The 21,983-nt window shown below is 60.9% G+C and carries 22 protein-coding genes and 2 pseudogenes; 15 read left to right on the top strand and 9 right to left on the bottom strand.

What is annotated here, in order from left to right:
- Positions 1–175: 175 nt before the first annotated feature.
- From MAXJ12_RS29265 to MAXJ12_RS29315, 11 genes are all read left to right on the top strand, one after another.
- Positions 176–520 (top strand): TrbC/VirB2 family protein, encoded by a 345-nt coding sequence (locus tag MAXJ12_RS29265; protein WP_008839770.1) that lies wholly within the window; start codon positions 176–178, stop codon positions 518–520.
- 4 nt (positions 521–524) lie between these two features.
- Entirely contained in the window at positions 525–824 is a 300-nt protein-coding gene (locus tag MAXJ12_RS29270) for a VirB3 family type IV secretion system protein (protein ID WP_008839771.1), read from the top strand.
- Positions 825–827: 3 nt separating this feature from the next.
- Positions 828–3,242, top strand: a complete 2,415-nt coding sequence (locus MAXJ12_RS29275; RefSeq protein ID WP_008839772.1) for a VirB4 family type IV secretion/conjugal transfer ATPase — start codon at positions 828–830, stop codon at positions 3,240–3,242.
- Positions 3,239–4,306: a lytic transglycosylase domain-containing protein gene (locus tag MAXJ12_RS29280; RefSeq protein WP_008839773.1), complete on the top strand. Its 1,068-nt coding sequence runs from the start codon at positions 3,239–3,241 to the stop codon at positions 4,304–4,306. Before MAXJ12_RS29275 ends, MAXJ12_RS29280 begins: the two co-directional genes overlap by 4 nt.
- A gap of 11 nt (positions 4,307–4,317) precedes the next feature.
- Complete coding sequence (locus MAXJ12_RS29285; RefSeq protein WP_139044102.1) at positions 4,318–5,016, top strand: type IV secretion system protein; 699 nt, start codon at positions 4,318–4,320, stop codon at positions 5,014–5,016.
- Positions 5,017–5,237: 221 nt separating this feature from the next.
- Complete coding sequence (locus MAXJ12_RS29290) at positions 5,238–6,239, top strand: TrbL/VirB6 family protein (protein WP_008839775.1); 1,002 nt, start codon at positions 5,238–5,240, stop codon at positions 6,237–6,239.
- 53 nt (positions 6,240–6,292) lie between these two features.
- Positions 6,293–6,985 (top strand): VirB8 family type IV secretion system protein, encoded by a 693-nt coding sequence (locus MAXJ12_RS29295; RefSeq protein WP_008839776.1) that lies wholly within the window; start codon positions 6,293–6,295, stop codon positions 6,983–6,985.
- A gap of 32 nt (positions 6,986–7,017) precedes the next feature.
- Positions 7,018–7,797 carry a TrbG/VirB9 family P-type conjugative transfer protein gene (locus MAXJ12_RS29300; RefSeq protein WP_040588726.1) on the top strand — a complete coding sequence of 260 codons (780 nt, stop codon included), beginning with the start codon at positions 7,018–7,020 and terminating at the stop codon, positions 7,795–7,797.
- Positions 7,797–9,020, top strand: coding sequence for a type IV secretion system protein VirB10 (gene virB10 / locus MAXJ12_RS29305; RefSeq protein ID WP_008839778.1), 1,224 nt, complete (start codon positions 7,797–7,799; stop codon positions 9,018–9,020). Before MAXJ12_RS29300 ends, virB10 begins: the two co-directional genes overlap by 1 nt.
- Positions 9,007–10,032, top strand: a complete 1,026-nt coding sequence (virB11, locus tag MAXJ12_RS29310) for a P-type DNA transfer ATPase VirB11 (protein WP_008839779.1) — start codon at positions 9,007–9,009, stop codon at positions 10,030–10,032. The genes virB10 and virB11 overlap by 14 nt, the downstream gene beginning before the upstream one ends.
- Complete coding sequence (locus MAXJ12_RS29315) at positions 10,029–12,152, top strand: type IV secretory system conjugative DNA transfer family protein (protein ID WP_008839780.1); 2,124 nt, start codon at positions 10,029–10,031, stop codon at positions 12,150–12,152. The genes virB11 and MAXJ12_RS29315 overlap by 4 nt, the downstream gene beginning before the upstream one ends.
- Before the next feature lie 207 nt (positions 12,153–12,359).
- Here MAXJ12_RS29315 and MAXJ12_RS36000 read toward each other — a convergent pair.
- The 4 genes and pseudogenes from MAXJ12_RS36000 to MAXJ12_RS29330 all read right to left on the bottom strand — a co-directional run.
- A pseudogene (locus MAXJ12_RS36000) lies at positions 12,360–12,577 on the bottom strand (helix-turn-helix domain-containing protein); the annotation flags it as partial.
- Between the two features lie 272 nt (positions 12,578–12,849).
- Complete coding sequence (locus MAXJ12_RS29320; RefSeq protein ID WP_008839782.1) at positions 12,850–13,290, bottom strand: hypothetical protein; 441 nt, start codon at positions 13,288–13,290, stop codon at positions 12,850–12,852.
- A gap of 357 nt (positions 13,291–13,647) precedes the next feature.
- Positions 13,648–16,113, bottom strand: coding sequence for a relaxase/mobilization nuclease domain-containing protein (locus MAXJ12_RS29325; RefSeq protein ID WP_040588705.1), 2,466 nt, complete (start codon positions 16,111–16,113; stop codon positions 13,648–13,650).
- Positions 16,113–16,517 (bottom strand): plasmid mobilization protein, encoded by a 405-nt coding sequence (locus MAXJ12_RS29330; protein ID WP_040588735.1) that lies wholly within the window; start codon positions 16,515–16,517, stop codon positions 16,113–16,115. Before MAXJ12_RS29330 ends, MAXJ12_RS29325 begins: the two co-directional genes overlap by 1 nt.
- Positions 16,518–16,780: 263 nt before the next feature.
- On the opposite strand from MAXJ12_RS29330, the gene MAXJ12_RS29335 reads away from it, so the two are divergent.
- The 4 genes from MAXJ12_RS29335 to MAXJ12_RS29350 all read left to right on the top strand — a co-directional run bounded on the left by MAXJ12_RS29335 (position 16,781) and on the right by MAXJ12_RS29350 (position 18,967).
- A complete protein-coding gene (locus MAXJ12_RS29335) occupies positions 16,781–17,482 on the top strand; it encodes a ParA family protein (RefSeq protein WP_008839787.1) in 702 nt (233 codons plus the stop codon).
- A complete protein-coding gene (locus MAXJ12_RS29340) occupies positions 17,479–17,823 on the top strand; it encodes a hypothetical protein (RefSeq protein ID WP_008839788.1) in 345 nt (114 codons plus the stop codon). Before MAXJ12_RS29335 ends, MAXJ12_RS29340 begins: the two co-directional genes overlap by 4 nt.
- A gap of 181 nt (positions 17,824–18,004) precedes the next feature.
- Complete coding sequence (locus tag MAXJ12_RS29345) at positions 18,005–18,490, top strand: helix-turn-helix domain-containing protein (RefSeq protein WP_008839789.1); 486 nt, start codon at positions 18,005–18,007, stop codon at positions 18,488–18,490.
- Positions 18,491–18,718: 228 nt separating this feature from the next.
- Positions 18,719–18,967 (top strand): WGR domain-containing protein, encoded by a 249-nt coding sequence (locus MAXJ12_RS29350; protein WP_008839790.1) that lies wholly within the window; start codon positions 18,719–18,721, stop codon positions 18,965–18,967.
- An 8-nt stretch (positions 18,968–18,975) separates the two neighbouring features.
- On the opposite strand, the gene MAXJ12_RS34715 is transcribed toward MAXJ12_RS29350, so the two are convergent.
- The 5 genes and pseudogenes from MAXJ12_RS34715 to MAXJ12_RS39920 form a co-directional block, all read right to left on the bottom strand.
- The gene (locus tag MAXJ12_RS34715) at positions 18,976–19,263 is read right to left on the bottom strand and encodes a DUF2958 domain-containing protein (RefSeq protein WP_008839791.1); all 288 of its coding nucleotides are present in this window, start codon (positions 19,261–19,263) and stop codon (positions 18,976–18,978) included.
- A gap of 69 nt (positions 19,264–19,332) precedes the next feature.
- Positions 19,333–19,656, bottom strand: a complete 324-nt coding sequence (locus MAXJ12_RS29360) for a DUF736 domain-containing protein (protein ID WP_008839792.1) — start codon at positions 19,654–19,656, stop codon at positions 19,333–19,335.
- Between the two features lie 111 nt (positions 19,657–19,767).
- Entirely contained in the window at positions 19,768–19,944 is a 177-nt protein-coding gene (locus tag MAXJ12_RS37900) for a hypothetical protein (RefSeq protein ID WP_157999683.1), read from the bottom strand.
- Between the two features lie 551 nt (positions 19,945–20,495).
- Positions 20,496–21,437, bottom strand: coding sequence for a DUF2493 domain-containing protein (locus MAXJ12_RS29370; protein ID WP_008839794.1), 942 nt, complete (start codon positions 21,435–21,437; stop codon positions 20,496–20,498).
- 261 nt (positions 21,438–21,698) lie between these two features.
- A pseudogene (locus MAXJ12_RS39920) lies at positions 21,699–21,966 on the bottom strand (toprim domain-containing protein); the annotation flags it as partial.
- Between the last annotated feature and the right edge of the window lie 17 nt (positions 21,967–21,983).

Consider the following 21,983-nt stretch of genomic DNA (forward strand, 5'->3'; position numbering starts at 1 on the left):
GCCGAGGTTATCAATCGCCGCATCGGGTTACCCAAGAAGAATACGCAAGGCAGCGCCTCCTCATCCGACGCGGCGTCCGCACCCGAGGTTTTTGATCCGCCAGTCGGGGTCATCACCACGACGGAACGCCGGCGGTGGGTTGGCGGCGTCATGCATTTCTAGCTGGAGTCCTGATATGATCGACGTTCCTCGCCACCCTCTCCACAATCAAACGCCTCGTTTCGACATTCTCACGGCCGCGGCCGTCCTGGCGATGGTTCTGACGGTAGATCCCGCGTTCGCACAAGGGTCAGGCTCCGGTCCGTTCGCTCCGCTCGAGACGGCAGTGCAAATGATCGTCGACTTTATCACTGGCCCGTTCGGTCGCCTGCTCGCGATCATAGCCGTCATTGGCCTCGGTTTTCTCGCGTTTGCGGGACGTCTGTCCTGGTTCACCGCTGGCGCCGTCGTGCTTGGTATTGGGCTGGTCTTCGGAGCGCCAGCGATCGTCGACCAGATGATCTCGGCGGTCGGGAATTGAAGCGATGAACGACGTATCCGACGACAGGCCGCAACTCACGCCTTTGGTGATCGGCCTGACGCGGCCGCCGATGATGTGGGGTATCCCGCTCAACGCGTTTTATATCATCCTCGGCGTCACCTTGGTCGCGTTCCTGGTAACCACCAGCTTCTGGTCGGCGCTCGCGGGACCCTTCATCTATCTCGTTCTGTTTGCCTTCTGCAGCCGGGATATCCGCACTCTTGATCTCACTCAGGTCGCGTGCCGCCGCACTCCGCGGACCCCGAACCGGCTGTTCTGGCGCACCAACTCTTATGGGCCATGACCGATGCTGAATATCGTCGCAGAAGAACTTGGGTTTGGGCAGGAACGTCGCCGTGAGCGGGCGATTTCCACGCACATCCCCTATATGCGCCATGTCGCGGATACCGTGATCGGGCTGGAAAGCGGCGCGATCCTATCGGTGATTAAACTCGACGGCCTGTTCTTCCAGACCGAGGATCAGGCCGAGCTGAATATGCGCGCCAGCGTGCAGAACACGATGATCCGCGCGCTCGGCTCAAGTCGCTACTCCCTGTGGTCGACCGTCATCCGCAAAGAGGTGCACCCGTCGCTCGGCGGCTCGTTCTCCGATCCTTTCTGTGACCTGCTCAACAAACGCTATATGGCCGAATTGCGTGCCAAGCGCATGTTCACCAACGAGCTCTACCTCACCATCGTGCGCTCCGGCATGCGCGGTGCGTTGGGCGCGGCCGAAACCTTCTCGCGCGTGCTCGACCGGTCGTCGGGCCGCGGCGTTCTCGAGCAGCGTGCTCACGAGCGCATCAATGAGCTCGAGGAGGTCGTCGGGAATGTCGTCCGCGAGCTGCAGAAATACGGCGCGCGTCCGCTCGGCATCGTCCATCGCGCTGAGGAGCCATACTCGGAACCCTGCGAATTCATCAACACAATCCTGACCTGCGGTCTGTCGCGGCCGATGCGCCTGCCGCGGATGGGAATCCGAAGCTATGTCGGAACCTCGCGACTGCATTTTTCCAAACGGACCTTGCAGGCACAAGGGCCGACCGAGGCCGACAATCGCTTCGGGGCGGTGCTCTCGATCAAGGAGTATCCGCCGTTTTCGGGGCCGGGCATGCTCGACGGGCTGCTCCAGATGAACCACGAGTTCATCCTGACCCAGTCCTTCACAATTGCCGACAAGCCAATCGCTCAGGAACGGATCTCACGGCTGCAGCGGCAGATCCGCGCTTCGGACGAGGCTGGCAGCACGGTCGAGACAGACATCGATTTTGCGCTGAACAGTCTTGTCAACCAGGAGGCGGTCTTCGGCTATCACCATTTCAGCCTGCTCTGTCTGTCGCGCGATCTCGGCGGCCTCGACAAGGCAGTCGCTGAACTCGGCTCCTGCCTCACCGATATGAACATCAACTGGCTGCGGGAAGACCTCAACATGGAGGCTTCATTCTGGGCGCAGCTTCCGGGCAACCACAGCTACATCGCACGCTCCGCGATGCTGTCGAGCGCCAACTTTTCCGGCTTCTCCTCGATGCATAATTTCGCGACAGGGAGGGCGGCCGGTGTTCATTGGGGACTGCCTATCTCGATCCTCGAGACCACCTCCCAAACCCCTTACCATTTCAACTTTCATCAGCGAGACATTGGCCACTTCCTGGTCACCGGCCCGACTGGCTCGGGAAAGACGGTGGCGTTGACCTTCCTGCTCGCCCAGGCGTTCCGCATAACTCCGGAGCCGAAGGCCGTGTTCTTTGACAAGGACCGCGGCGCCGAGATTTTCGTGCGCGCGGTGGGCGGCGCGTATGAAGTTCTCGAACCAGGCATCATGACCGGTTTCAATCCGCTCCAGCTCGAGAACAATTCGGCCAACCGTGATTTCCTGCTTCGTCTTCTGCGGGCAATGCTTCAGCCGGCGGACGGCCGCGGGTTCAGCCAGGAAGAGGAGGATACGCTCGAGCGAGCGATCGGCCGCATCTGCCAGGAGCCGGTCGAGCGACGGACGCTGGCCAATCTGTCCGCCCTGCTGATGGGCCGCTCGCGCGCGGACGCCAACGACCTGCAGGCGAGGCTGAGACCATGGTTCGAGGGCGAGAAGGCCTGGCTCTTCAATGCCGACCGCGATGTCCTGTCGTTTTCGGGCCGTCGAATCTTCAGCTTCGACATGACGCATATCTTGGACAATCCGGAAGTGCGCACGCCCGCCCTCATGTACCTCTATCACCGGCTCGACGAGCTGCTCACTGGCGATCCGGTCCTCATCTTCATGGACGAAGGTTGGAAGCTGCTCCAGGACCCGACCTTCTCCGCCTACATCGTCGACAAGATGAAGACGATCCGCAAGCTAAACGGGATCGTCGGCTTCGGCACCCAATCAGCAGCTGACATTGCGCGAGCGCCACAGTCCCATGCGCTGATCGAGCAGTCCTCGACCAACCTGCATTTCCCCAATCCGCGCGCCGACGAGGAGAGCTACGTCGGCCGGTTCGGATTGACGGCGAAGGAGTTCAGTTTCATTCGCAACACCCCGCCGGAGCGGCGGAGCTTCCTGATCAAGCACGGCAACGATTCCGTCATTGCCAAGCTCGACCTCTCGGCAATCCCGGACATCGTAAAAGTGCTGTCTGGGAGGAAGGACACCGTCGAGGCCTGCGCCGCGCTGCGCGCGCGTTTGGGTGATCAACCGAGCGCGTGGCTTCCGGAATTCTGTGGCTGGGAGCGCACGGCATGAGCAGACGGCTTCCCCTCCTACTTGTCCTCCTCGCCTCGCCGGCGATGGCCGACATTCCGACGATTGACGGAACAGTCCTTGATCCGCGCAAGGAGCGTTATAAAATGACGACCGGCATCGAGGAAACCGATCGCGATCGATACACCAGCAACCAGGGTGTCACCTGCTCTGTCTATCGTCCCGGGCGAAGGGATCATCCGGTGGCTGCCGCGAACGCCAACGCGTCGATCGCCGGTCTGGTTAGGCGCATCGCCCGTGAAGAAGGGATCGACGAGAACCAATTCCTCGCACTGGTCTATCAGGAGAGCCGTTTCAATCCATGCGCAAAGTCGAGCGCCGGCGCCATGGGGCTCGCCCAGCTGATGCCAGGTACCGCTGATGGTCTTGGCGTCAATCCGCACAATATCGAGGAAAACCTGCGCGGCGGCGCCCTCTACTACAAGCAGCAGCTGCAGCGCTTCAACGGCGATGTCTCGCTGGCGCTTGCAGCCTACAATTCCGGCCCTGGCAACGTTCAGAAATACGGCGGCATTCCACCGTTTCGCGAGACGCAGGGATATGTCGCCCAGATCACCCGGAAATGGCTGCCGGCATTTGGTGGGTCCGACCAGTCCGGAATTCCCCACAACTACGGTGGTGGGAGTGCGACGTTTGAGGGTGCGCGAGACAGCACGCTGAAGGCCATGGGTTTAACGGCCGCCATCGAACGGGGATCGGGCGATGTCGCTTCTTGGCTGCAGCAGTTGGCAGGGATGGCGACGGGCACAATACATGACAGCTGGGACCACAATTCCGGCGCCCGCAACGCCAATATGGAAATGCTGAACCAGTTGATCCTGCTGGGGACCGCATTCGCCGACCTGACGAATTCGCGCAACGCCATGACGCTCGGCGACATGTCCGGCGCGAGCCGCTCCGGGCGTTACGAAGGCCCTGATACTGAAGATACTACGCCGGTCGCGGGCGTCTGCGATGAGCGGCAGGGCCTCGCTTGGGATGCAAACGCCAAAGCCTGCGCCCAAAAGCTCGACCTGGAGGCCGGGCTGCAGCTCACGCCACAATGAAGGAGGCGATCATGAAGCGCTTATTTGTTGTCCTGATGACGAGCGGAGCCGCCGTCTTGCCTGCGGCAGCCGACATACCCGTCATCGACAAGACGAACTATGCCGTCGCAAAAGAGACTGCCGACACAACGTCAAAAATCCTCGACACCAACAAGGGTATTCTGACCACAGTCGAGGAAACGCTGAAAGCGGTCACGGGTGACCGCGGCAGCGATGCCGGATCGCTCAAGGATCTTGCGATCGGCAACGGCTTCAGCGTCTCGTCGGTGCCAACCTTCGATAGCCTTCCGCAGAATGGCGTTGCCGACTTCGGACCGATGGGATCGGACATAGCCCAGGCGGCGACGCTATTCATCAACGGCTTGCAGCTCGTCAAATCGCTTTCGGGCAAGGACAACAGTTCGCTGGCTAGCGACAAATCCTACCAAGAACTCATGAAAACCGTGCTCGGCGTTTCGGCATTGATCACCGGTTCGCACCAGGCTGTGGAGACGAGACGCACAGCGCTCGAGAATGCAGGGCAGGGGATCGGGCAGGCCGAGGACATCAAGGGCTCTATCGACCAGAACACGCAGCTTCAGGTTCAGACTGGGCTAACGCTCAACGAGATGATCGGGGTTCTGAATGGTGGCGTCCAGTCGCTGCATGCGGAGAACCAGCGGCGCCTCACCGACATCTCAAACACACGCAAGGCATTGACCTACGAATGAGGGATGCGCGTGCAACTGTTGTCGGATTGGTTCTCGTTCTATCGGCGCTTGCAGCCGGATGCGGGACGCCAAAAGAGAAGACCGCACCGTGCAATCGACCGGCCAACCTGTCGAGCTACGCTTCCGAAGCCCGTCAGGGCTGTGGGCCGATGGCGGCGATCAACAACGATCCACGAGCCGCCCTTGCGGCAATCGATGAATTCGCGGAGTAGGGCAGAGCGGTGGAAGATTTCATTGGCGAACTGCTCCAGCGGATCGACGCGTCCGGCGAGAACTTTTCGCAACGCGCCTTCGAGGCGCTCAGCAACGACATCGAGCCCCTGCTTCGTCTCCTCTTCACCCTGGCGGTGCTGTTCTACGGCGTGCAATTGTTTCTCGGCACGTCCCGCATCAGCGTCGCCGAGATCATCGGCCGTATCGCACGCCTGTTTGTGATTCTGGTGCTGGTGAGCACCTGGGCGAACTTCAACGCGCTTTTCTATGACTGGCTGACCAAGGTTCCGGAGGCGGCAGGACGGGCCATCCTGGCCGCCTCGGCGACGGGCGTGACCGAACCGACCAACGGCCTCTCCCAAATATGGAAAACAGCCAACCTTGCTGCGGCCGCCTTCTCCGAACAGGCCGGTTACTTGTCCGTGCTGCCGGCGCTGATCGGCATGATCATCATGGTTTTCGCAGGCCTGTTCGTGGCGATTGCGCTTGGCATTCTCGTCCTCGCCAAGGTCGTTCTTTGGGTTCTTCTTGGCACAGCGCCGATCTTCGTCGCCTGCATGTTTTTCAACGTAACGCGCACCTATGCGCTCGGATGGCTGAACCAGTCGCTGCTCTACGCAATCATCCCGCTCTTCGTTTACGTGATTGCCGCGTTCCTCATCGCGGCGATGGAGCCTGAGCTGACGAAGATCGATCAGGTTTCGGGAAATCGGGAGCTGAAGCTGAGCGACTTTGCTGCTTTCATCATGCTTTGTCTCGCGGGCAGCTTCGTCCTGATCCAGGTTCAATCGTTCGCCCAAGGAATTGTAGGAGGGCTGGCCACACCCGTAGGCGCTCGCTCGCGGCAGATCGCCGGCCGAGGAATTTTCCAGAGCCGCGGGGCGGTTGGGCGATCGGCCGAACAGACCCAGGCCGCCGTGCATCGCGTGCAGGCGAGACTTCGCGCTCCGCAATCCTCAGCCGGCAGCGCCATGCAGCGCACGATCGCCGCGAACGGGACGCCAAGATAGACCCAGAGCGCCCACGAGAATGACACCGTTTCAACCAGGTATCGAAACGACGAATGGTCGAAAATTCCGAAAAAACACTACACACCTATTTCCAGCATGGCGACGTCTGGGAGCAGGAGATCATCAAGCGGGCGGCGCGCTCGGCCCGCGTCGCCTGGTTTTTCGCCGTAGTCTTCGCCGGGATCGCGATGCTCAGTCTGATCGCGATGGTGCTGATGCTACCGCTAAAAAGCTTCGAACCGTACGTCGTCACAGTCGACAGTACGACAGGTTTTGTCGAAGTGAAATCCGGTTTGACACGGCCAGCCAATCTAACCGAGCAGCAGGCGGTAACTCAGGCGAATGTCGTCCGCTACATCCGCAATCGCGAAGGCTACGATCCCTATGCGATCGAGGAATATTTCGGGATCGCCGCGCTGTTGTCCACGGACGAGGCAGCCCGGGAGTTGCAAGCGCTGTTCAGCGCCGCGAACCCGCAGAACCCGGCCAAGATTTATGGTCGCCTGAAGCGTGTGCTCGTCGATATCAAGTCGGTAACCTTCCCGAACGCCAGCACGGCAATCGTGCGCTTCTCGACCACCGAGAAGAGCGACACGGAATCTATCATCCGCCATTGGATCTCGATCGTCCGCTTCCGCTACACCGACACACCCATTCGCAACGAATGGCGGTTCGAGAACCCCCTTGGGTTTCAGGTCTACGCATATCGCCGCGACCAGGAAACGGTTACGCCGGGGGAGGGGTGATGGACGTACGCCCGGCCGCAGCAGCCTTCCTGATGATCAGCAGCCTGTCCTGCCCAGCCACGGGCGCTCAGACCCCGAAGGGTGGATCACTCGACCCACGCGTGACCAGCGTCACCTATCAGGAAAATAATGTCGTCCAGGTGTTCGCCACTTACGGCATCTCAACGATGATTGTCTTCGACGAGGAAGAGAGATTTGAGACGATATCCCTTGGCGACACAGAGAGCTGGCAGGTAGTCCCCGCAGAAAAGGGAAACATCCTCTTCGTCAAGCCGATTGCCAAAGATGTGACGACCAACATGAATGTCGTCACGACCAAGCGCATCTACTATCTCGAACTCCGTGATTTTCCACCCGATGCCGGCCGCAAGGTATTCGGAATCCGCTTCCATTACCTCGAGAAGAACCTGAATGCCGCGCTTCGCAAGGAAGCCGAGCAGCGCGCCGCGTGGCCGAACATCTCCGGTATCGACAAGGCGAACGTCAACATCGACTACTCCTTCTCGGGCGATGCGCGGCTGAAGCCGCTGATGGTGTTCGACGACGGCAGCAAGACGTTCTTCAAGTTCGACGCTCAAGTGCCCGCGATCTTCGCCGTCAACTCCGACTTTTCGGAAACGCTGATGAATTTCCGCAGGGAAGGGGAGTACATCGTGATAGACGGCACTTCGGCCCAGTTCACGCTGCGCGACGGCGATCAATGGATCTGCATCTTCAATCTGCGAAAGCCTGATTTCGGCGCGCCTGATCCCGGCATTTTCGGGCCCGTCGAGGATGATCAGGCAAAGCGACGGCGCAGGAGCGGCAACTGATGAAGCGCGCGCTCGAACTCGAAGCCCTGGGACAGGGTGACGATGCTGTTATTGCCGATCATTCGGTCCGCCGCAACCAGCTCATCGGCGGCAGCCTTCTCATCCTGTTCGGGCTTGTTGCCGGCTATTTTGTCGTCGCAGGCCGGCAGCAGCCAGTGCGAGACATGCTGCATGGCGACGAGGAGTTCACCACCACCACGTTCCGCCCGCCATCCTTTGTTCGCGAGAGAGAGCCGGTTCCGGCGGAGCCAGCGCCCGAGGTCGTCCAACTGCCTCCTCCTCCGCCCCCGCCTCCCGCGCACGAAGAGCCCGTCGATACGACGGGATTCGACGTTCCGCCGCCACCTGCACCCGCAACGGCAGCGCAGCCCCCCGATGTCGCTGAACCGCAGAAGGAGGGGTTCCCCGAGCGCTACCGCTCCAACATGGTCGTCTATGACAACATCACGGCTGAGGGCGATTCGAGAGGTATATTGGGCGGCGACGGAGAAGGTCCGTCCGTCGCAGGCGAGGACCGCAGCAGCGAGTTTCTGGCGGCGGCCGCGAGCCTCGGCGACCGTTCTGCCAAGGCAAGAAGGATCGAACGCATCGACGCCCTGATCCCGGAAGGAACACTCATTCCAGGCATCCTGGAAACCGCAATCGTCAGTGACCTGCCTGGCCAGATCCGCGCCACTGTCTCGGATGACGTCTACTCCTTCGACGGTCGTCGCATTTTGATCCCGACCGGCACGCGCCTGATCGGTGAGTACCAGTCGGATATCGTGCGCGGGCAAAAGCGCATCTTCGTCGTCTGGAGCCGCATGCTGCGTGACGACGGCGTCAGTGTGCGTCTCGATTCGATCGGCGCCGACAGTCTCGGCCGGTCAGGTCTTACAGGCCGGGTAGACAACAAGTTTCGCGAGCGCTTCGGCGCGGCGATTCTACTGTCGATCGTCGGTGGTGGCGCGAGCTACCTCACCGGCTATGGCAGTCAAGCGGCCACTGGCGACAGTGACGCGGCCGAACGCGAGGAAATCGCTCGCTCGACTATTGCACAAACCTTCTCGGACATGGCCAACCAGGCGCTCGGCGACAGCCTCAGGATTCCTCAGACGATAAGCGTAAGCCAGGGCCAGCGCATTTTCGTGTTCGTGCGCCAGGACCTCGATTTCTCGGAGTTGTACGAAGACCCGGTCACCGAAGCGCTGAAGGAGATCCGTCGTGAACTTGGTCTCAACTGAACGCGTCCGAAATGACCGGCATTACTTTCTCTATCGTGCGCTCGCGCCTCTGAACCCGCTCCTCGATGACAGCAAAGTTGTCGAGTTATCGGTCAACCGACCCGGTGAGGTCTATGTGGAGCGGCTCGGCGCTGACCATATGGAGTTCTCCTCCGTTCCCGGACTCACCACCTCGGAAATCATCAACATTGGCGAGCGTGTGGCGGCCGCTACCAGCCAGTTTGTCAGCCCGGCAAAACCAATCCTAAGCGCTGCCCTGCCTTCTGGCGAGCGTATCCAAATCATTCTTCCGCCTGCGGCGCCTGATGGCGGAGCGATCTCGATCCGCAAACAGGTCGTGAGCGATTTCACGCTCGACGACTATCGCGACAACGGCGCCCTCGACCATGTCGCGGTTGCCGTCAAAGGCCTGAGCGAAACGGATCGTCTTCTCATTGGCCATCTTCGCAGCGGTGACATCTACGGATTCATCCACACTGCCATCCGGGGTCGTGTGTCCATCCTGATCAGCGGCGGCACCTCAAGCGGCAAAACGACATTCCTCAATGCCTGCCTCAAATCCGTCGACGGCCACGAGCGCATCATCACCCTGGAAGACACGCGCGAGCTTTTCCCACCGCAGCCGAACGCTGTCCATCTGGTCGCCTCACGAGGCGATCAGGGAACAGCCAGCGTCACGATTCAGTCTCTGCTCGAGGCGGCGCTTCGAATGCGGCCGGACCGGCTTTTCGTCGGCGAGGTGAGGGGATCGGAGGCATTTGCCTTCCTGCGCGCAATCAACACCGGCCACCCCGGATCAATGTCGACCGTGCATGCCGACACGCCGCTCGGTGCCTACGAGCAGCTCGCTATGATGGTCATGCAGTCCGGCCTGTCCTCGGCGTATCCCAAGGCGGACCTGATCTCCTATATCAGCCAAGTCATCCCGATCGTGATTCAGCTTCGCCGCGACGGCGGCCGGCGCGGCGTCTCGGAGATCTTCTTTGCCCGCGATGGTGTGGCGGATCCATGACTGGCTCGTTGCGCCTGTGTTATCTGGCATTCTGCCTGGCGATTGCCTGCATCGTCTGGATGTTCGGCTACGGTCTGGCGCTGCAGTTCTTCTACAAAGACGGCCGGATCATTCAGACGATGATCACGACCAATCCCTTCGTGCCATTCCAGCAGTTGATGCTCTACGCCCACAACCCGATTTTGCAAACGATAGCGCTCGGCGCGATCGTGCCGGCGGTCGGTGTTGCCGGGATCATCGCTTATGCCGGTGTTCGTCCTAACAGCAATCCGCTCGGGGACGCGCGGTTTCAGAATGCAATGTCGTTGCGCCGCGGCAATTGGTTCCGCCGGAAGGGACACATTCTCGGAAGGTTCGGGCGTCAGATGCTGCGCGTCAATGACGAGCGCCATCATCTCGTTATCGGGCCAACTCGGTCGGGGAAGGGGGCTTGTTACGTGGTGCCGAACGCGCTGACCCACGAAGGTTCTATGGTAATCACCGACCTGAAGGGAGAGATCTTCCGCAGTACGGCTGGCTACAGGAGGTCAAGAGGCAACCAGGTCTTTCTGTTCGCGCCTGGTTCGGATCGTACACATCGCTACAATCCACTCGACTTCATCCGGCCGGACCGTGGTGACCGCACCACCGATATCCAAAACATCGCGAGCATTCTCGTTCCCGAAAACTCTGAATCGGACAACTCGATCTGGCAGGCGACCGCTCAGCAGGTGATGGCCGGCGCGATAAGCTACATCAGTGAGAGCGTCCTTTACCAAGGAAGACGCAACCTCGGTGAGGTTACCTCCTTTTTCAACTCAGGCGCCAACCTCCAGGCTCTGATGACCTCCATCAAGGAGAAAGAGCCTTACCTTTCGCGCTTCACGTTGGAGAGCTTCAACGCCCACATCGCACTGTCGGAACGAGCTGCGGCCTCCGCGCTGTTGGACATCCAGAAGGCCTTACGGCCGTTTCGCAACGAGCGCGTGGTGGCGGCGACCAGCGTCACCGACATGGATCTGCGCGCGATGAAGCATCGGCCGATCTCGGTCTACCTCGCCCCGAACATCACGGACATCACGCTCCTGAAACCGCTGTTGGCGCTGTTCGTCCAGCAAACGCTCGATATGCTGATGCTGGAACACCGACCGCGATCGGTGCCGGTATACTTCCTGCTAGATGAGTTCCGCCAGTTGAAGAAGATGAGCGAGATCACGGGCAAGCTGCCCTATGTCGCCGGCTACAACATCAAAATGGCCTTTATTATCCAGGACCTCAAGAATCTCGATGATATCTATGGCGAGACCGCACGCCATTCCCTGATGGGCAACTGCGGATATCAACTCGTCCTGGGCGCCAACGATCAGGTCACTGCCGAAACAGTTTCGAAGGGACTCGGCAAGCGAACCGTTCGTTATAGGACTGAGTCCCGCACGATCGAGCTGATAGGCCTTCATCGCCGCACCAAGGTGGAGCAGTTGCGCGAGCGTGATCTGATGATGCCGCAAGAGATCCGGCAAATGCCCGCGGATAAAATGATCATCATGGTGGAAGGGCAGGGGCCAATACTGGCTGACAAGCTGCGGTTCTTTGCGACCGCACCGTTTGCTCAATTGGAGGCGTTCTCCAGAGCGCATGTGCCCGACGTCCCGGTCATCGAATTTCTTCCGCATGCGCCGGTGCTCGCGACGACAGAAGCCTACGCCAGAGTAGGTGCCGAAAATGAACCGATCCCTGCCGCAGGCGATTTGCACCGCAATCTTTATTCAACGCCTGGGCACGTGGTCCGTGAAGATGCGGCTGTACGAGCTGCAGCCCATGTTGCACAAGGCGATCCTAGTGCAAAAGTGATTGAGGCGCGAATCTCAAGCCGTTCGGGCGCTGCTTCGCAATTGGCGAAGCCCACTCGACCGCCAAACGGAAAGGATTGCTCCGACTTTTCAGCTCTAGATTGGCCGTCTGGACCAGCTATAGCGGCACGGTTCGTTCCAGCCGCACGGAAACTGAAACGACTCGTCGAAAAGGCGCAAGCGTCGCAAACGAAGGAAGCGGGGAGCCGCGATTGGTCGACTATATTTGACGAGACCGTACCTGACGACCAAGAGGAGCCGGAACTAGCGATGGACGATCCGCAATCTTAACCGCGTGGTCGTATCCCGTCAGGCAGGCTCCTCGACGGTCTTGAAGCCGCTCGCCAGCGCACCGTTGACAGTGCTGCTATGGCGTGGGGCGAGGATTGGGGCCGCCGGCTATCTGGGGTCGACATTTCTTAATCTCCGGTTTCCTGACTACCGGTCAAAAGAGCCTCGACTGCGGACTTCACTTTCTACGGCAAAGTCCCGTTAGTGCTCGCGCACCAGGTCGAGCGCCGCGTTGCGGAACGCCTCGCTGCGGCGTCAGTTGCTCGGCCATCACGAACATAGGCCTGCAGCAGCCGGTGGACTTGGCTGCGGCTGAGATGAAGCAGTTCGGCCGCCTGGACGACGCTCAGCCGACGCTCACGGATCTTCTGGACGGCTTCAAGCCGATGCAACTCTTTCTGCGACAAGGTGACCAAACAAGGCATGACGGCTCCGCAAAACCTGGCCGATGACCAGCTGTGAAAACGTCAGCCTTCCTTTCCTGGCTCGTGTTCGCCAGTCCCAGAGAGGCGAGGAGTGTCGCATCTCTAACTGGCCCATGTGTCGCATTACTAAATGGCTGCTACATGTCAAAGTCGCATAACATATCTTATGGAACTTTCTAACATATTGAAATCATTTGGCTTTCTCGAGACGCCAGTCAAAGCAGCTGATATTCAGCCCGAAACGCTCGATCCACATCCGCACCGCCTCAGCTTCAGCGGCTGCCGACCGGCATCGCCATCGTCTCGGCGTCGCTTGTATCCGTATGCACCGCCTCGCGGATCAGTCGCTCTGTCGTCGCCTCGAAGTGGCTCCATAGATCAGAGTGCAGTTCGGAAAACTGCCGCCACACCACCGTGTCGATGAACCGTCGCGGCGCACGCACCATGATCGTCGTGCGCCGCTGCCGCGGATAACGGTAGGGCCGGATGCCATAGCGCCGGCACAAAGCCACAAACAGTCGAACCGCCCACGGGTCAGGCATCGAGAATTGCATCTCCACCGCAGGATCCTGACGGCCGATCTCCGAAAGCCGGGCCTTCAGCCGCTCGCTGGCAGCCCCGGCCGCCTCCCTCTCGCCAGCCGTCCCAGCGCCGAAATAGAGCGCTTCTACCTTGCGCAGCTTCTCGCGCAACTGTTCTTCAATTCCGATCATTCGTCGCCGACTGCCATTGGTCTTCACACAACGGCAGCATTCCCCGCGGCAACCGTCAACACCACCAGCCCCTGCTCCACAAGTTAATCCGTCAAGGTGGGTAACTCGCGGCGGTTACGATGGACTTGGCACTCAGCCGACGAAGCAAATTCTGATTGGCAGGATCCAAGCCTCGATTGTCTCGTAGACGTCAATCGCCGACGCTTCGATCGACCGCAGCACGCGCCCAAAATAGATCAGCGGCGCAATAGTCGCAAAGGCCAATAGAAGCCATGATCCTGGCCACCCACTATCATTGTTGGGCAGTTTGTCTGGAGGAGGGCCATATCTGTACGGCCAGTTCTCTTCAACTGGGGGCTACCTTTCATGATCGTCGTGTTCTCGATCATTCCTCTCTTCCATCTCGCGTTTCAGTTCGCGCAGGCGCGGGACATGTTGCTGTGGCGGGTCGGAGCGCGTAGCTTCTGAATTGGCTCGCTCTGCCCGCCTACCGGAGCGTTCCCGATCTCTTGACGTGAGACTTTCATCTCCAAGAACGCGGCGGTCGTCTTGGGTCTCTTGTTCTCCTTCGATATTGCGACTGGTTTCCTCGTGGCGTGTAATGTCGCGAATCTGTTCTGCCTCGGCTCCGATCGCAGCTGGCGCCCTATCGGACGATCTCTGGGTGAGCGAATTGCTAGTTGTCGATGCTGTCGCGTCAGCTGGTTCGGTAACCTCTCGGTCTGTCGGCCTGTCCTCGCGCGTGCGGCTTTGCCGATTGACCCGTTCGTTTCTCTCGATGGTCGTCTGTAGGTCTCGGTCGCTTGTAGCCACCTCCCTCAGCCAGGTGTTGCCTGCGAGGGCAAGCCGCGCAGCTGGGTCGACCTCACGGTCGAGGGCGTTTTCTGTATCACGTCCGTCTTCAACGGCTCGGTCAATTGACCGTCGAGCGGCTTCGATTTCCACCATGACGTCATCGCGGTTCTCAACCGCTTCTCGGCCGTGCTTCTTGACCACGCGATTCCGCTGGTCTGGGTTTTCGCTTGCAGTGCGCACTGGTTCACGAACATCGGCATTTACCTGCTGCTCCGTGAACTCGAGGTATTCCCGCCGGATGTCGACCACGTCTCGCGCCGCCGCGGCAACCTCCTCGAATTCCCTCCGTTCCGATGGTCTGACAGTAGTCTCAACATCAGCCAGGACAGCTTCGACGCGCTTTTCGTAGGCCTCGAATTCGAGGCGTGTCATCTCACGCATGGGTGCCTCTTCGCCTCCTATGAGTTCTCGCAGCATTACCATATTGGTACTGAGATTCGTATCTGCAACGCCTTTGTTGGCGTTTTCAACGTCGATTTGACGTTCTCGCAAAGCCGTGTGGATTCGCTCGATCTGGCCGCCGGCGAAGTCAGCAACCGAGGTTCCGCCATCCTCCCGTGCGAGTTCGCGCCAAGCCTGCGCGGCTTCAGCTGCGTATTCGGTACTTCTGTCGGAGCGCGCCGCCTGAGGTCGATTGGATCGCTTAGCTTCGTAGCGCACCTGTGCAAATTCACTCGTGCCCTCATGCTCGGTCCTGCCAGCATAACTGACCGGCCGGACCTGGTTGCGTGTGTATGCGGGAGGGCTCGCAAGATCTCGGCGGTCGGTCAGCTCCATTGCGATGCCATGTTCCCTCGCCTTCTCCGCCATTAGCGAACGCCACTCCCGGAAAATCTGCGGACTCGTCTCGATCCGCTCGCCGGTCTCCGATCGCATGGTAACGATGGCGTGCGCATGGATATGAGGACGCTTGCCGCCCTGCCCCATTTCCTTCGGGTCGTCGTAGGCATCATGCATGGCGAAGATGTACCGGTGACCGATGAACTGCTCGCCAAGGAAATCTCGAACCGCATTGTGGAATGCCGTCTCGTCGGTACCGGGGCGCGCCGAGACGATCAGGTGCATGACGTCCCTGCCCTTGCGGCTGTGCAGATCCTTGCGCCATTCCTTCTGCACGAGGTCGCTCGCCCGTTCGAAGCTCTCGATCGATCGGCCTGCGTCGTCTCGTACCTCGCCCTCGTGGGGCCGGACCAACTCGCGAACTCTCGCTGTCCCGAATTCCACGCCGTTACCGTAGCCGTGAAAGCGGAAGTGTGCGTCGACAGCGTTGCCAATGTCGCTTTCGTCAAAGCGCTGCTGAACGATCGATGAAGCCTTCACGTCCCCGGTCAGCCGCTCGCCATCCCGGTCGCGGAGCACGAGTACCCCGCGCACTTCCAACCCGCCGCCCTTCTCCTTGAAGGCATAGACAAAGTGGCGATCTCCGAAACCCGAGCGCAGGATTTCGCGCACGAGTTTGTCGTGGCCCCGGCCCGCCGCCGCCGCCGCCCGCTCTATGGTGACGCGGAACATGCCGAAGTCCCGACTGGCGGCGCGGTTGTCGAACAGGTGCTCCCATTCGGCGCGCTGTTCCGCGAGGGCGGTCTTTCCGGCGAGACGCTCACCCCTCTCGTTCTCGACGGCCAGTTTGCCATTCCGGGAGGCATAGCTCATCATCGCGACCGCACGTGCGCCACCGCCATAGGAGGCGAGCTTTACGACTGCGGGCTGGCTTCCGCGCGCCAGCGCCGCGAACCGGGAGAGCATGGACAGGCCGCGCACGCCCGCGTTGCTGCCAGGGGCCGAAGACCCGCCGCGGCTACGCTGCCGCCTGGCGCCTCCCCAGTCATCATCAGGAAGACGCGCCACCCCTCCCCTTCGCGGCAAATCCCACTCGACCTCCCTCGGCCGCCCCATCTGGATGTCATGAAGGAGGGCTGCGCGCCGTCGCTCCCACTCCCGCTCGAATGCGCCGAGGAAGAATTCCATCAACCGGACCGACCGCGTCGCGCGGTCGCCGCGCGCTGCGTCATATCTGCTAGTTCGACCACGACCGTGTTGGCGACAGCCCGCGCATCGGCGACCACGTTTGCCACGTCCGAAGCCCCTACTGATCGTCCGGCGTTAATAGCGCGAGCGACTTGATTGAGGTTGCTGCCGATGGCTCGCATGTCCCGAGCGAGCAGCCCAATGATGGCCCGATCGGCTTCGGTCAGGAATGGGCGCAGACCCGCACCCTCGAGCGAGAGCGACCTGATAAAGGCCGAAACGGACAGACCGGCGCGCTCAGCCGCCGCCTCGACGGCACAAAACTCGTCCTGCGACAACCGGATGTGCGCCACCTTCTCCTTCCGGGTGCTTTTGACCGCGGCGGATGTGTTCGTCGCCTTCATCGCCATCAGCGTCGGTGTTTACGGCCGCAGGCCGCGGATCGAGGGCCTGTCCCTCGATCGTCAGGAAAATGTATCACATTTTTCCGTATCCTGCCAACTCATTTTGACCTCCGTTTTAGCGAATTCTCTCCATCTTTTCTTTTTTACATAGTCATATCGGTTATGTTTTTTTACAATCATGCAGTCGTAGAGACATGTGAATCCACGATCCTACAAAGATGGATTCGTGCGTGAGTAGAAACACATTTTCATGGAGGGAGCAGATGCCGATCGTGATCGCAGCCATCAACGGCAAGGGAGGCGCCGGCAAGTCGACGGCGCTCATGAACATCGCTGGCGAATATGCCTTGCGGGGCAAGACTGTCGCCATGATCGACATGGACGCCCGCAGCAATCTGACCAGATGGTGGAGCGATTGCCGCGAGAAGGATGCTCAGGCCGAGGGCATCGACGTGGTCGGACACAAGACCGCTAAGGCGCTGAACGGCTTCCTCGGCCGCAACGGGGAAGGCTTCGACTACATCCTCATCGACACGCCCGGGGAAGACACCGCGCTTGTCGATCCGGTCATCGGATGGTCCGATCTGGTGATTTCACCCATCCAGCCGTCGAAACGTGAGGTGCTGGGCGCGATCGATTGCTTCGAGGCGATTTTGCGGGTCAACGAAGCGCGTGGCCGCAGCTGTCGGCATGGCGTACTGAAAACACGTATTTCTCTCACCGTCCGCTATACGGAGCTCTATCGGAAAATTCGTCCGATCATCGAGGACAAGGTCGGCACGTATCTGTTCCGGACCGAGATCATGGAGAGGAACGTTTACAAGGATATCCAGAACGGCATCGGTACGCTTCAGATGCAGGACACGACCGAGGCGGTCGCCAAGGCTCGTCGCGAGACCCAAAATCTCGTTGGCGAGATCGACGCTCTGTTGAGCGGTGCAGATGGTTTCGGGAGAACGTCATGAACCGTCAGGAGAACCTTTCGCTGGACGAGTTCGCAACGGCGCCGAGAAAGCGGGCTGCAGACCGGATGGCGCCCATGACGAACGCTGAAGCTGCCGACGAACATTTCGGCAGGCCTTCACCGCCGGATCAGCCGGATGAAAATTTGCGACAGCTGGAAGCCAGAAAGGCGTTGCGCCAGGTGAAGCGGGAACGCAAGAAGGGAGAGAGCCACTTCGTCAATGTCAGCCTCGACCGGCAGACCAAACGGCGCTTGAAGTTTGCCTCGTTCAACGCGGAGACGTCGATGCAGGCGATCATGGAGCGGGCGATCGTGAAATATCTTGACGAACTCGGTTTGTGATCGAAGCAGGAAAGAGCTTTCCTCCATCAACCGCGGAGCAAATTGATTTCGAGGCATCCGACCTGCTAAGGATGGATCAGATTGGTCCTGATTTTGCGACATCAGGGCAAAGTGGGGCGATTATCCACGTCATGCAGACGTGGTTTCTCGCGGGCAACAGGAGCAGGCCGAAGCCGTCGCCATGGCAATCAAGGATGTACAAACCTACATCGACGAACATGGGCTCGTCGAGACGAGTGATGATGAGTCCGAAAAGCCCATCTACCGAAAGCCCGGATTTGAAGGGGTCAAAACCTTCAACGAGATGGAGCAGGCGTTCAGCCGGTTCATCCGCGAGCGGCGCGACGCCAACAGGCTGAACCGGGCGCAGATGGGCATGATGGTGGGGCTCCATGAGACCATTTTCGCGCGATATGAGCGAGCCTTTTCCAAGCTGCAGGCGACGCGGCTGATCCACCTTTGCGAAATACTTGATTGCTCGCCGATCGAGATGCTTCATGTCGCGGCTCCGCATTTTTTCGGCGGCAGTCGCCATGAGGCAGACGACAAGCTGAAGCTGATCATGCGCATTTTGAACATGCCTCCTGCCACCGCTTCCAATCTGCTCAACCTTGTCGAGGGGCTTGTGCGCGACAGCACACACGGCGACAGGCAAAAAGAACGGTAGACGGGTTTAGATCGCCACCGGCGTTGATTCACTGTTTTCCATGCAGGACGACATGGCCCTCGCGGCTGTGTAGTGGCCGCTCTTAGGCCATATCCGGGGGCCCGCCGATGGTGACGGCGAACCTCGACCGAGATCTGCCCCCTTCCATAACTGCCGTGAATCGATTGGCGCTTATTGATTCAAAACATGCGTTGGACGGCAGAGCGCGCGCCGGTGAAAAGTCCAGGAATGAGCGAACCTCCCGGACCGCGATTTTTCCGTCGCATCGATCCCGCGCGCAATATGGCGCGGTTCTACGTGGTGATGTTGCAGCCGACCCTCTTTGGCGAGATGGCCGTTGTGCGCCAGTGGGGACGCATCGGCACGCGCGGCCGTGAGAAGACGGAGTATTTTAGAGGCGATGCAGAGGCGATCTCAGCGGCCACAAGGCTTGCTGAACGCAAGATGCGACGCGGCTATGCAGACCTGCGCGACTGACCCCGACATCAAATGCAAATGGGATATCGGATCCCAAAAAGGAGCCAGAGCATTGGACGACATAATCTCAGCGCTATGACGCGGAGCGGCTTAATCCGATTCGGTTTATGTTGGATTCGACATAAGCCGAAGAGCACGAATGGGTCTTCGGGGTCGGCCGAGACGATCAGCCATGAAGCAGATGCATCGGGCGTGAAGAACTTGACGACCGGCATGGAGTCGAAATCGGCATCCTGTCGGTACCGTGAGCCATTCTCCAGCAGAGTGGCGCGGATGTCGTCGGTGACGAGTTCCACTGTAGGACTCCTTTGTCATTGGCGGCTGAGGCCGGCCCCGCGACATTGCGGGGCCGGCGAGTGCGGCGGTCAGGCAGGGTCGTTCCAGAGGATCACTTTCTTCGCGGGATCGCCCCCCGGGGCGGGAGCCACGTTGCCAAAGATCACACCGATCTCTGGCGCTTCGAGCTTTGTCGAGATGTACTCTTCTCCGGTCCGCTGCGAGACCCGGTTCCAGGCGGCGCCCATCTCGAAGCCGTTGCGGCGATTGACGATGCGGTAGTCGGGCGCGTTGTCGCTCGACTTCTGGTCGTTCGGGACGATGGCGATCGAGGCGCTGACGCGCAGCGTCGCAAACACGCCCTCCAGAGTGCCATCCTGCTTCTGCGTGAGGGTTGCGATCGTGGTGGCCATGGTATTTCTCCTATCGGTTGCATCGGGACCATTCCCGATGGCGCCGCAGGAGAGGGCCGCCCACCGCGGTCACCGAGCGCAGCGAGGGGAACCCCCTTGCGGGGTTGGCCGCTAGGCGGGCGGGCTTCTACAAAGGCGACATGAAAAGGGAATGGTCCGGGTGCGGCCGATCCAGGAGCGGACGCCAAGGCCACCTGGCAAGCTCACCGAAGCAAGCTCACCGAAGCTGTGTCCGAACGCGGCGGCTTGCGCCACGTCGGCCGTCAGCGCCTCGATCGCCAGCGTCACGACCAGACTCCACAAGCGTGGGCATGCGCTCGCCTGCCGCATCTACAACCGCCCCATTGATGGAGACAACTCGGCTGGAACCGGGTCTCGCAGCGGATGGGAAAAGGAGGCCGCCGGGCCGGCAAGCGATGGGAATCTGGGCTTCGGCAATTTGGCTCTTGCTCTGGACGGAGACCATTTCCGATTGGCGCCTATCGACAGAGATTGACGCATTCTGATAGCCGTATCCGCCGCCCCGCATGACCGCGGGGTCGATCTGTGCGTCCGGCGCCGGGCCCTCCAAGCGGAAAATGTCTCCGCGACCCTTTCGGGCGATTTTTCATCATGACTGGCTTGCAGAAACGGCGAGCGCGTCCTGATAGGGATAGGATGAGCCGTCGATTCTGTCGCAATCGGGCTCATCGACGACGGCCCAGTTCGGCCCGCGCTTGCTCAATACGCGGTGCGTCTCGAAAGCTCGACGGGCTTGCTGTTGTGCGACCACAGCTCGTTGCGTCAGTCCCGTGCGATCGCGAGCATCGGCGAACCGATGCTCCGCAAAAAAGCGGCGCTTATGCGCCGCTCTCCGTGAACCGCCAGATCGGGATGCCAAAGCGGCGGGCCTTGTCGCACAGGTTTTCCGTGATGCCGGAGCCGGGGAAGGCAATGATGCCTGCCGGCATGACCGACAGCAGCTGGTCGTTGCGCCGGAACGGCGCCGCCTTGGCGTGCCGGTTCCAGTCCGGCTTGAAGGCGATCTGCGTGGCGCCGCGGGCTTCGGCCCAGCAGGCTGCGATGCGCTCGGCGCCACGCGGGCTGCCACCGTGGAGAAGAACCATGTCGGGATGCTTCTCGCGCGCCCTGTCGAGCGCGGCCCAGATCAGCTCGTGGTCGTTAAAGTCCATGCCGCCCGCGAAAGCAATCTTCGTGCCGGCCGGCAGCAGAACCTCTGTCTCGGCGCGGCGGCGGGCGGCGAGAAAGTCGCGACTGTCGATAACCGCCGCCGTCACGTTCGCGTGGTTGACCTTCGAGCCGGTACGCGGCCGCCATGCGGAGCCGGTGTGCGCCTTGAACAGGTCGGCCGCCATATCGCGCATGAACTCGAACGCGTTGCGGCGGTCGACAAGAGTGAGGCCTTCTTGCGTGAGCCGCTCCAGCTCGACGGACTTAACTTCGGTCCCGTCCTGCTCACGCTGGCTGTCGCGCTGGGCGTCCTCATTGCGGTCGAGGTCGCGGGTGATGCGGTCGCCTGCGCGATGGAAGAGATTGACGAACGACCAGAGCAGATCATCGAGGTCGGGCTCGAGACGCGTGTTGCCCAACATGCCGGCGAAGGTCTCGAATGCAGCTGCAAGTGCGTCGCTGAGCGCCGTCTCGTCCGGCAGCGGCCGCGGGTCCGGGTCGTCCTGGTGAAAGCGGTGGCCGTACAGCTGCATCTCGATGACGACGCGCTCGGTTGGGGACGAGGCGTGGTGGGGCTCGTAGCTGTCGTCGAATGGAAGATCGAGGTTCATGGCTTGTCTCCGTCGGGTTGAAGACCGCGCCTTTCGCGGCCTGACGGCGCACCCGTGCCGCGCGCCGGCTCCGGCGGGCACCGCGAGCAAAGCCGAGCGGCCGAAGCGCAGCGGAGGACGGCGCAGCCGTTGCGGCCGGCGCCGGGGTGTGGCGGGTCGCCTCTCAGGCAGGCCGCGAGCGCGGTCCCTCCACCCGCCGCGGCCAACCACGAATCGCCGGTTCCGGCGGCGGCGCCCTGCCCCGCGATCCGGTGCCGGGGGTCAGCCGGAGGGCAGATGCAGCCGCGCGTCTTCGGGGGCGAGTTGATCCCGCAGCCATCCCCGCGAGACGCCCTAGCCGCCGCAGGTCTTCGTTGAAGTCGCCAAGCCGTGGGCAAAGCACGAGCGTGACGACGCCGGCCTCGCCTGCTCGCCGGCGCAGTCGCTCGATGCCGCGCCGCCCAGCGGCATTGCGTCTGCCGCGATGTAGAGACGCTCGCAGCCGGGCGGGGAGGATCAGGGCCGCAAGGTGATTGGCCGAGGTTGAGGCGAACGCCACCCAGTTCG

It is taken from the genome of Mesorhizobium alhagi CCNWXJ12-2 (assembly GCF_000236565.1).
GTDB classification, from domain to species: Bacteria; Pseudomonadota; Alphaproteobacteria; order Rhizobiales; family Rhizobiaceae; genus Allomesorhizobium; species Allomesorhizobium alhagi.

Coding starts and splice junctions, on each gene's coding strand:
- MAXJ12_RS29265 (WP_008839770.1), top strand. CDS start 176: ATGATCGACGTTCCTCGCCACCCTCTCCACAATCAAACGCCTCGTTTC.
- MAXJ12_RS29270 (WP_008839771.1), top strand. CDS start 525: ATGAACGACGTATCCGACGACAGGCCGCAACTCACGCCTTTGGTGATC.
- MAXJ12_RS29275 (WP_008839772.1), top strand. CDS start 828: ATGCTGAATATCGTCGCAGAAGAACTTGGGTTTGGGCAGGAACGTCGC.
- MAXJ12_RS29280 (WP_008839773.1), top strand. CDS start 3,239: ATGAGCAGACGGCTTCCCCTCCTACTTGTCCTCCTCGCCTCGCCGGCG.
- MAXJ12_RS29285 (WP_139044102.1), top strand. CDS start 4,318: ATGAAGCGCTTATTTGTTGTCCTGATGACGAGCGGAGCCGCCGTCTTG.
- MAXJ12_RS29295 (WP_008839776.1), top strand. CDS start 6,293: ATGGTCGAAAATTCCGAAAAAACACTACACACCTATTTCCAGCATGGC.
- MAXJ12_RS29300 (WP_040588726.1), top strand. CDS start 7,018: ATGATCAGCAGCCTGTCCTGCCCAGCCACGGGCGCTCAGACCCCGAAG.
- virB10 (WP_008839778.1), top strand. CDS start 7,797: ATGAAGCGCGCGCTCGAACTCGAAGCCCTGGGACAGGGTGACGATGCT.
- MAXJ12_RS29315 (WP_008839780.1), top strand. CDS start 10,029: ATGACTGGCTCGTTGCGCCTGTGTTATCTGGCATTCTGCCTGGCGATT.
- MAXJ12_RS29320 (WP_008839782.1), bottom strand. CDS start 13,290: ATGATCGGAATTGAAGAACAGTTGCGCGAGAAGCTGCGCAAGGTAGAA.
- MAXJ12_RS29325 (WP_040588705.1), bottom strand. CDS start 16,113: ATGGAATTCTTCCTCGGCGCATTCGAGCGGGAGTGGGAGCGACGGCGC.
- MAXJ12_RS29330 (WP_040588735.1), bottom strand. CDS start 16,517: ATGAAGGCGACGAACACATCCGCCGCGGTCAAAAGCACCCGGAAGGAG.
- MAXJ12_RS29335 (WP_008839787.1), top strand. CDS start 16,781: ATGCCGATCGTGATCGCAGCCATCAACGGCAAGGGAGGCGCCGGCAAG.
- MAXJ12_RS29340 (WP_008839788.1), top strand. CDS start 17,479: ATGAACCGTCAGGAGAACCTTTCGCTGGACGAGTTCGCAACGGCGCCG.
- MAXJ12_RS29345 (WP_008839789.1), top strand. CDS start 18,005: ATGGCAATCAAGGATGTACAAACCTACATCGACGAACATGGGCTCGTC.
- MAXJ12_RS29350 (WP_008839790.1), top strand. CDS start 18,719: ATGAGCGAACCTCCCGGACCGCGATTTTTCCGTCGCATCGATCCCGCG.
- MAXJ12_RS29360 (WP_008839792.1), bottom strand. CDS start 19,656: ATGGCCACCACGATCGCAACCCTCACGCAGAAGCAGGATGGCACTCTG.
- MAXJ12_RS29370 (WP_008839794.1), bottom strand. CDS start 21,437: ATGAACCTCGATCTTCCATTCGACGACAGCTACGAGCCCCACCACGCC.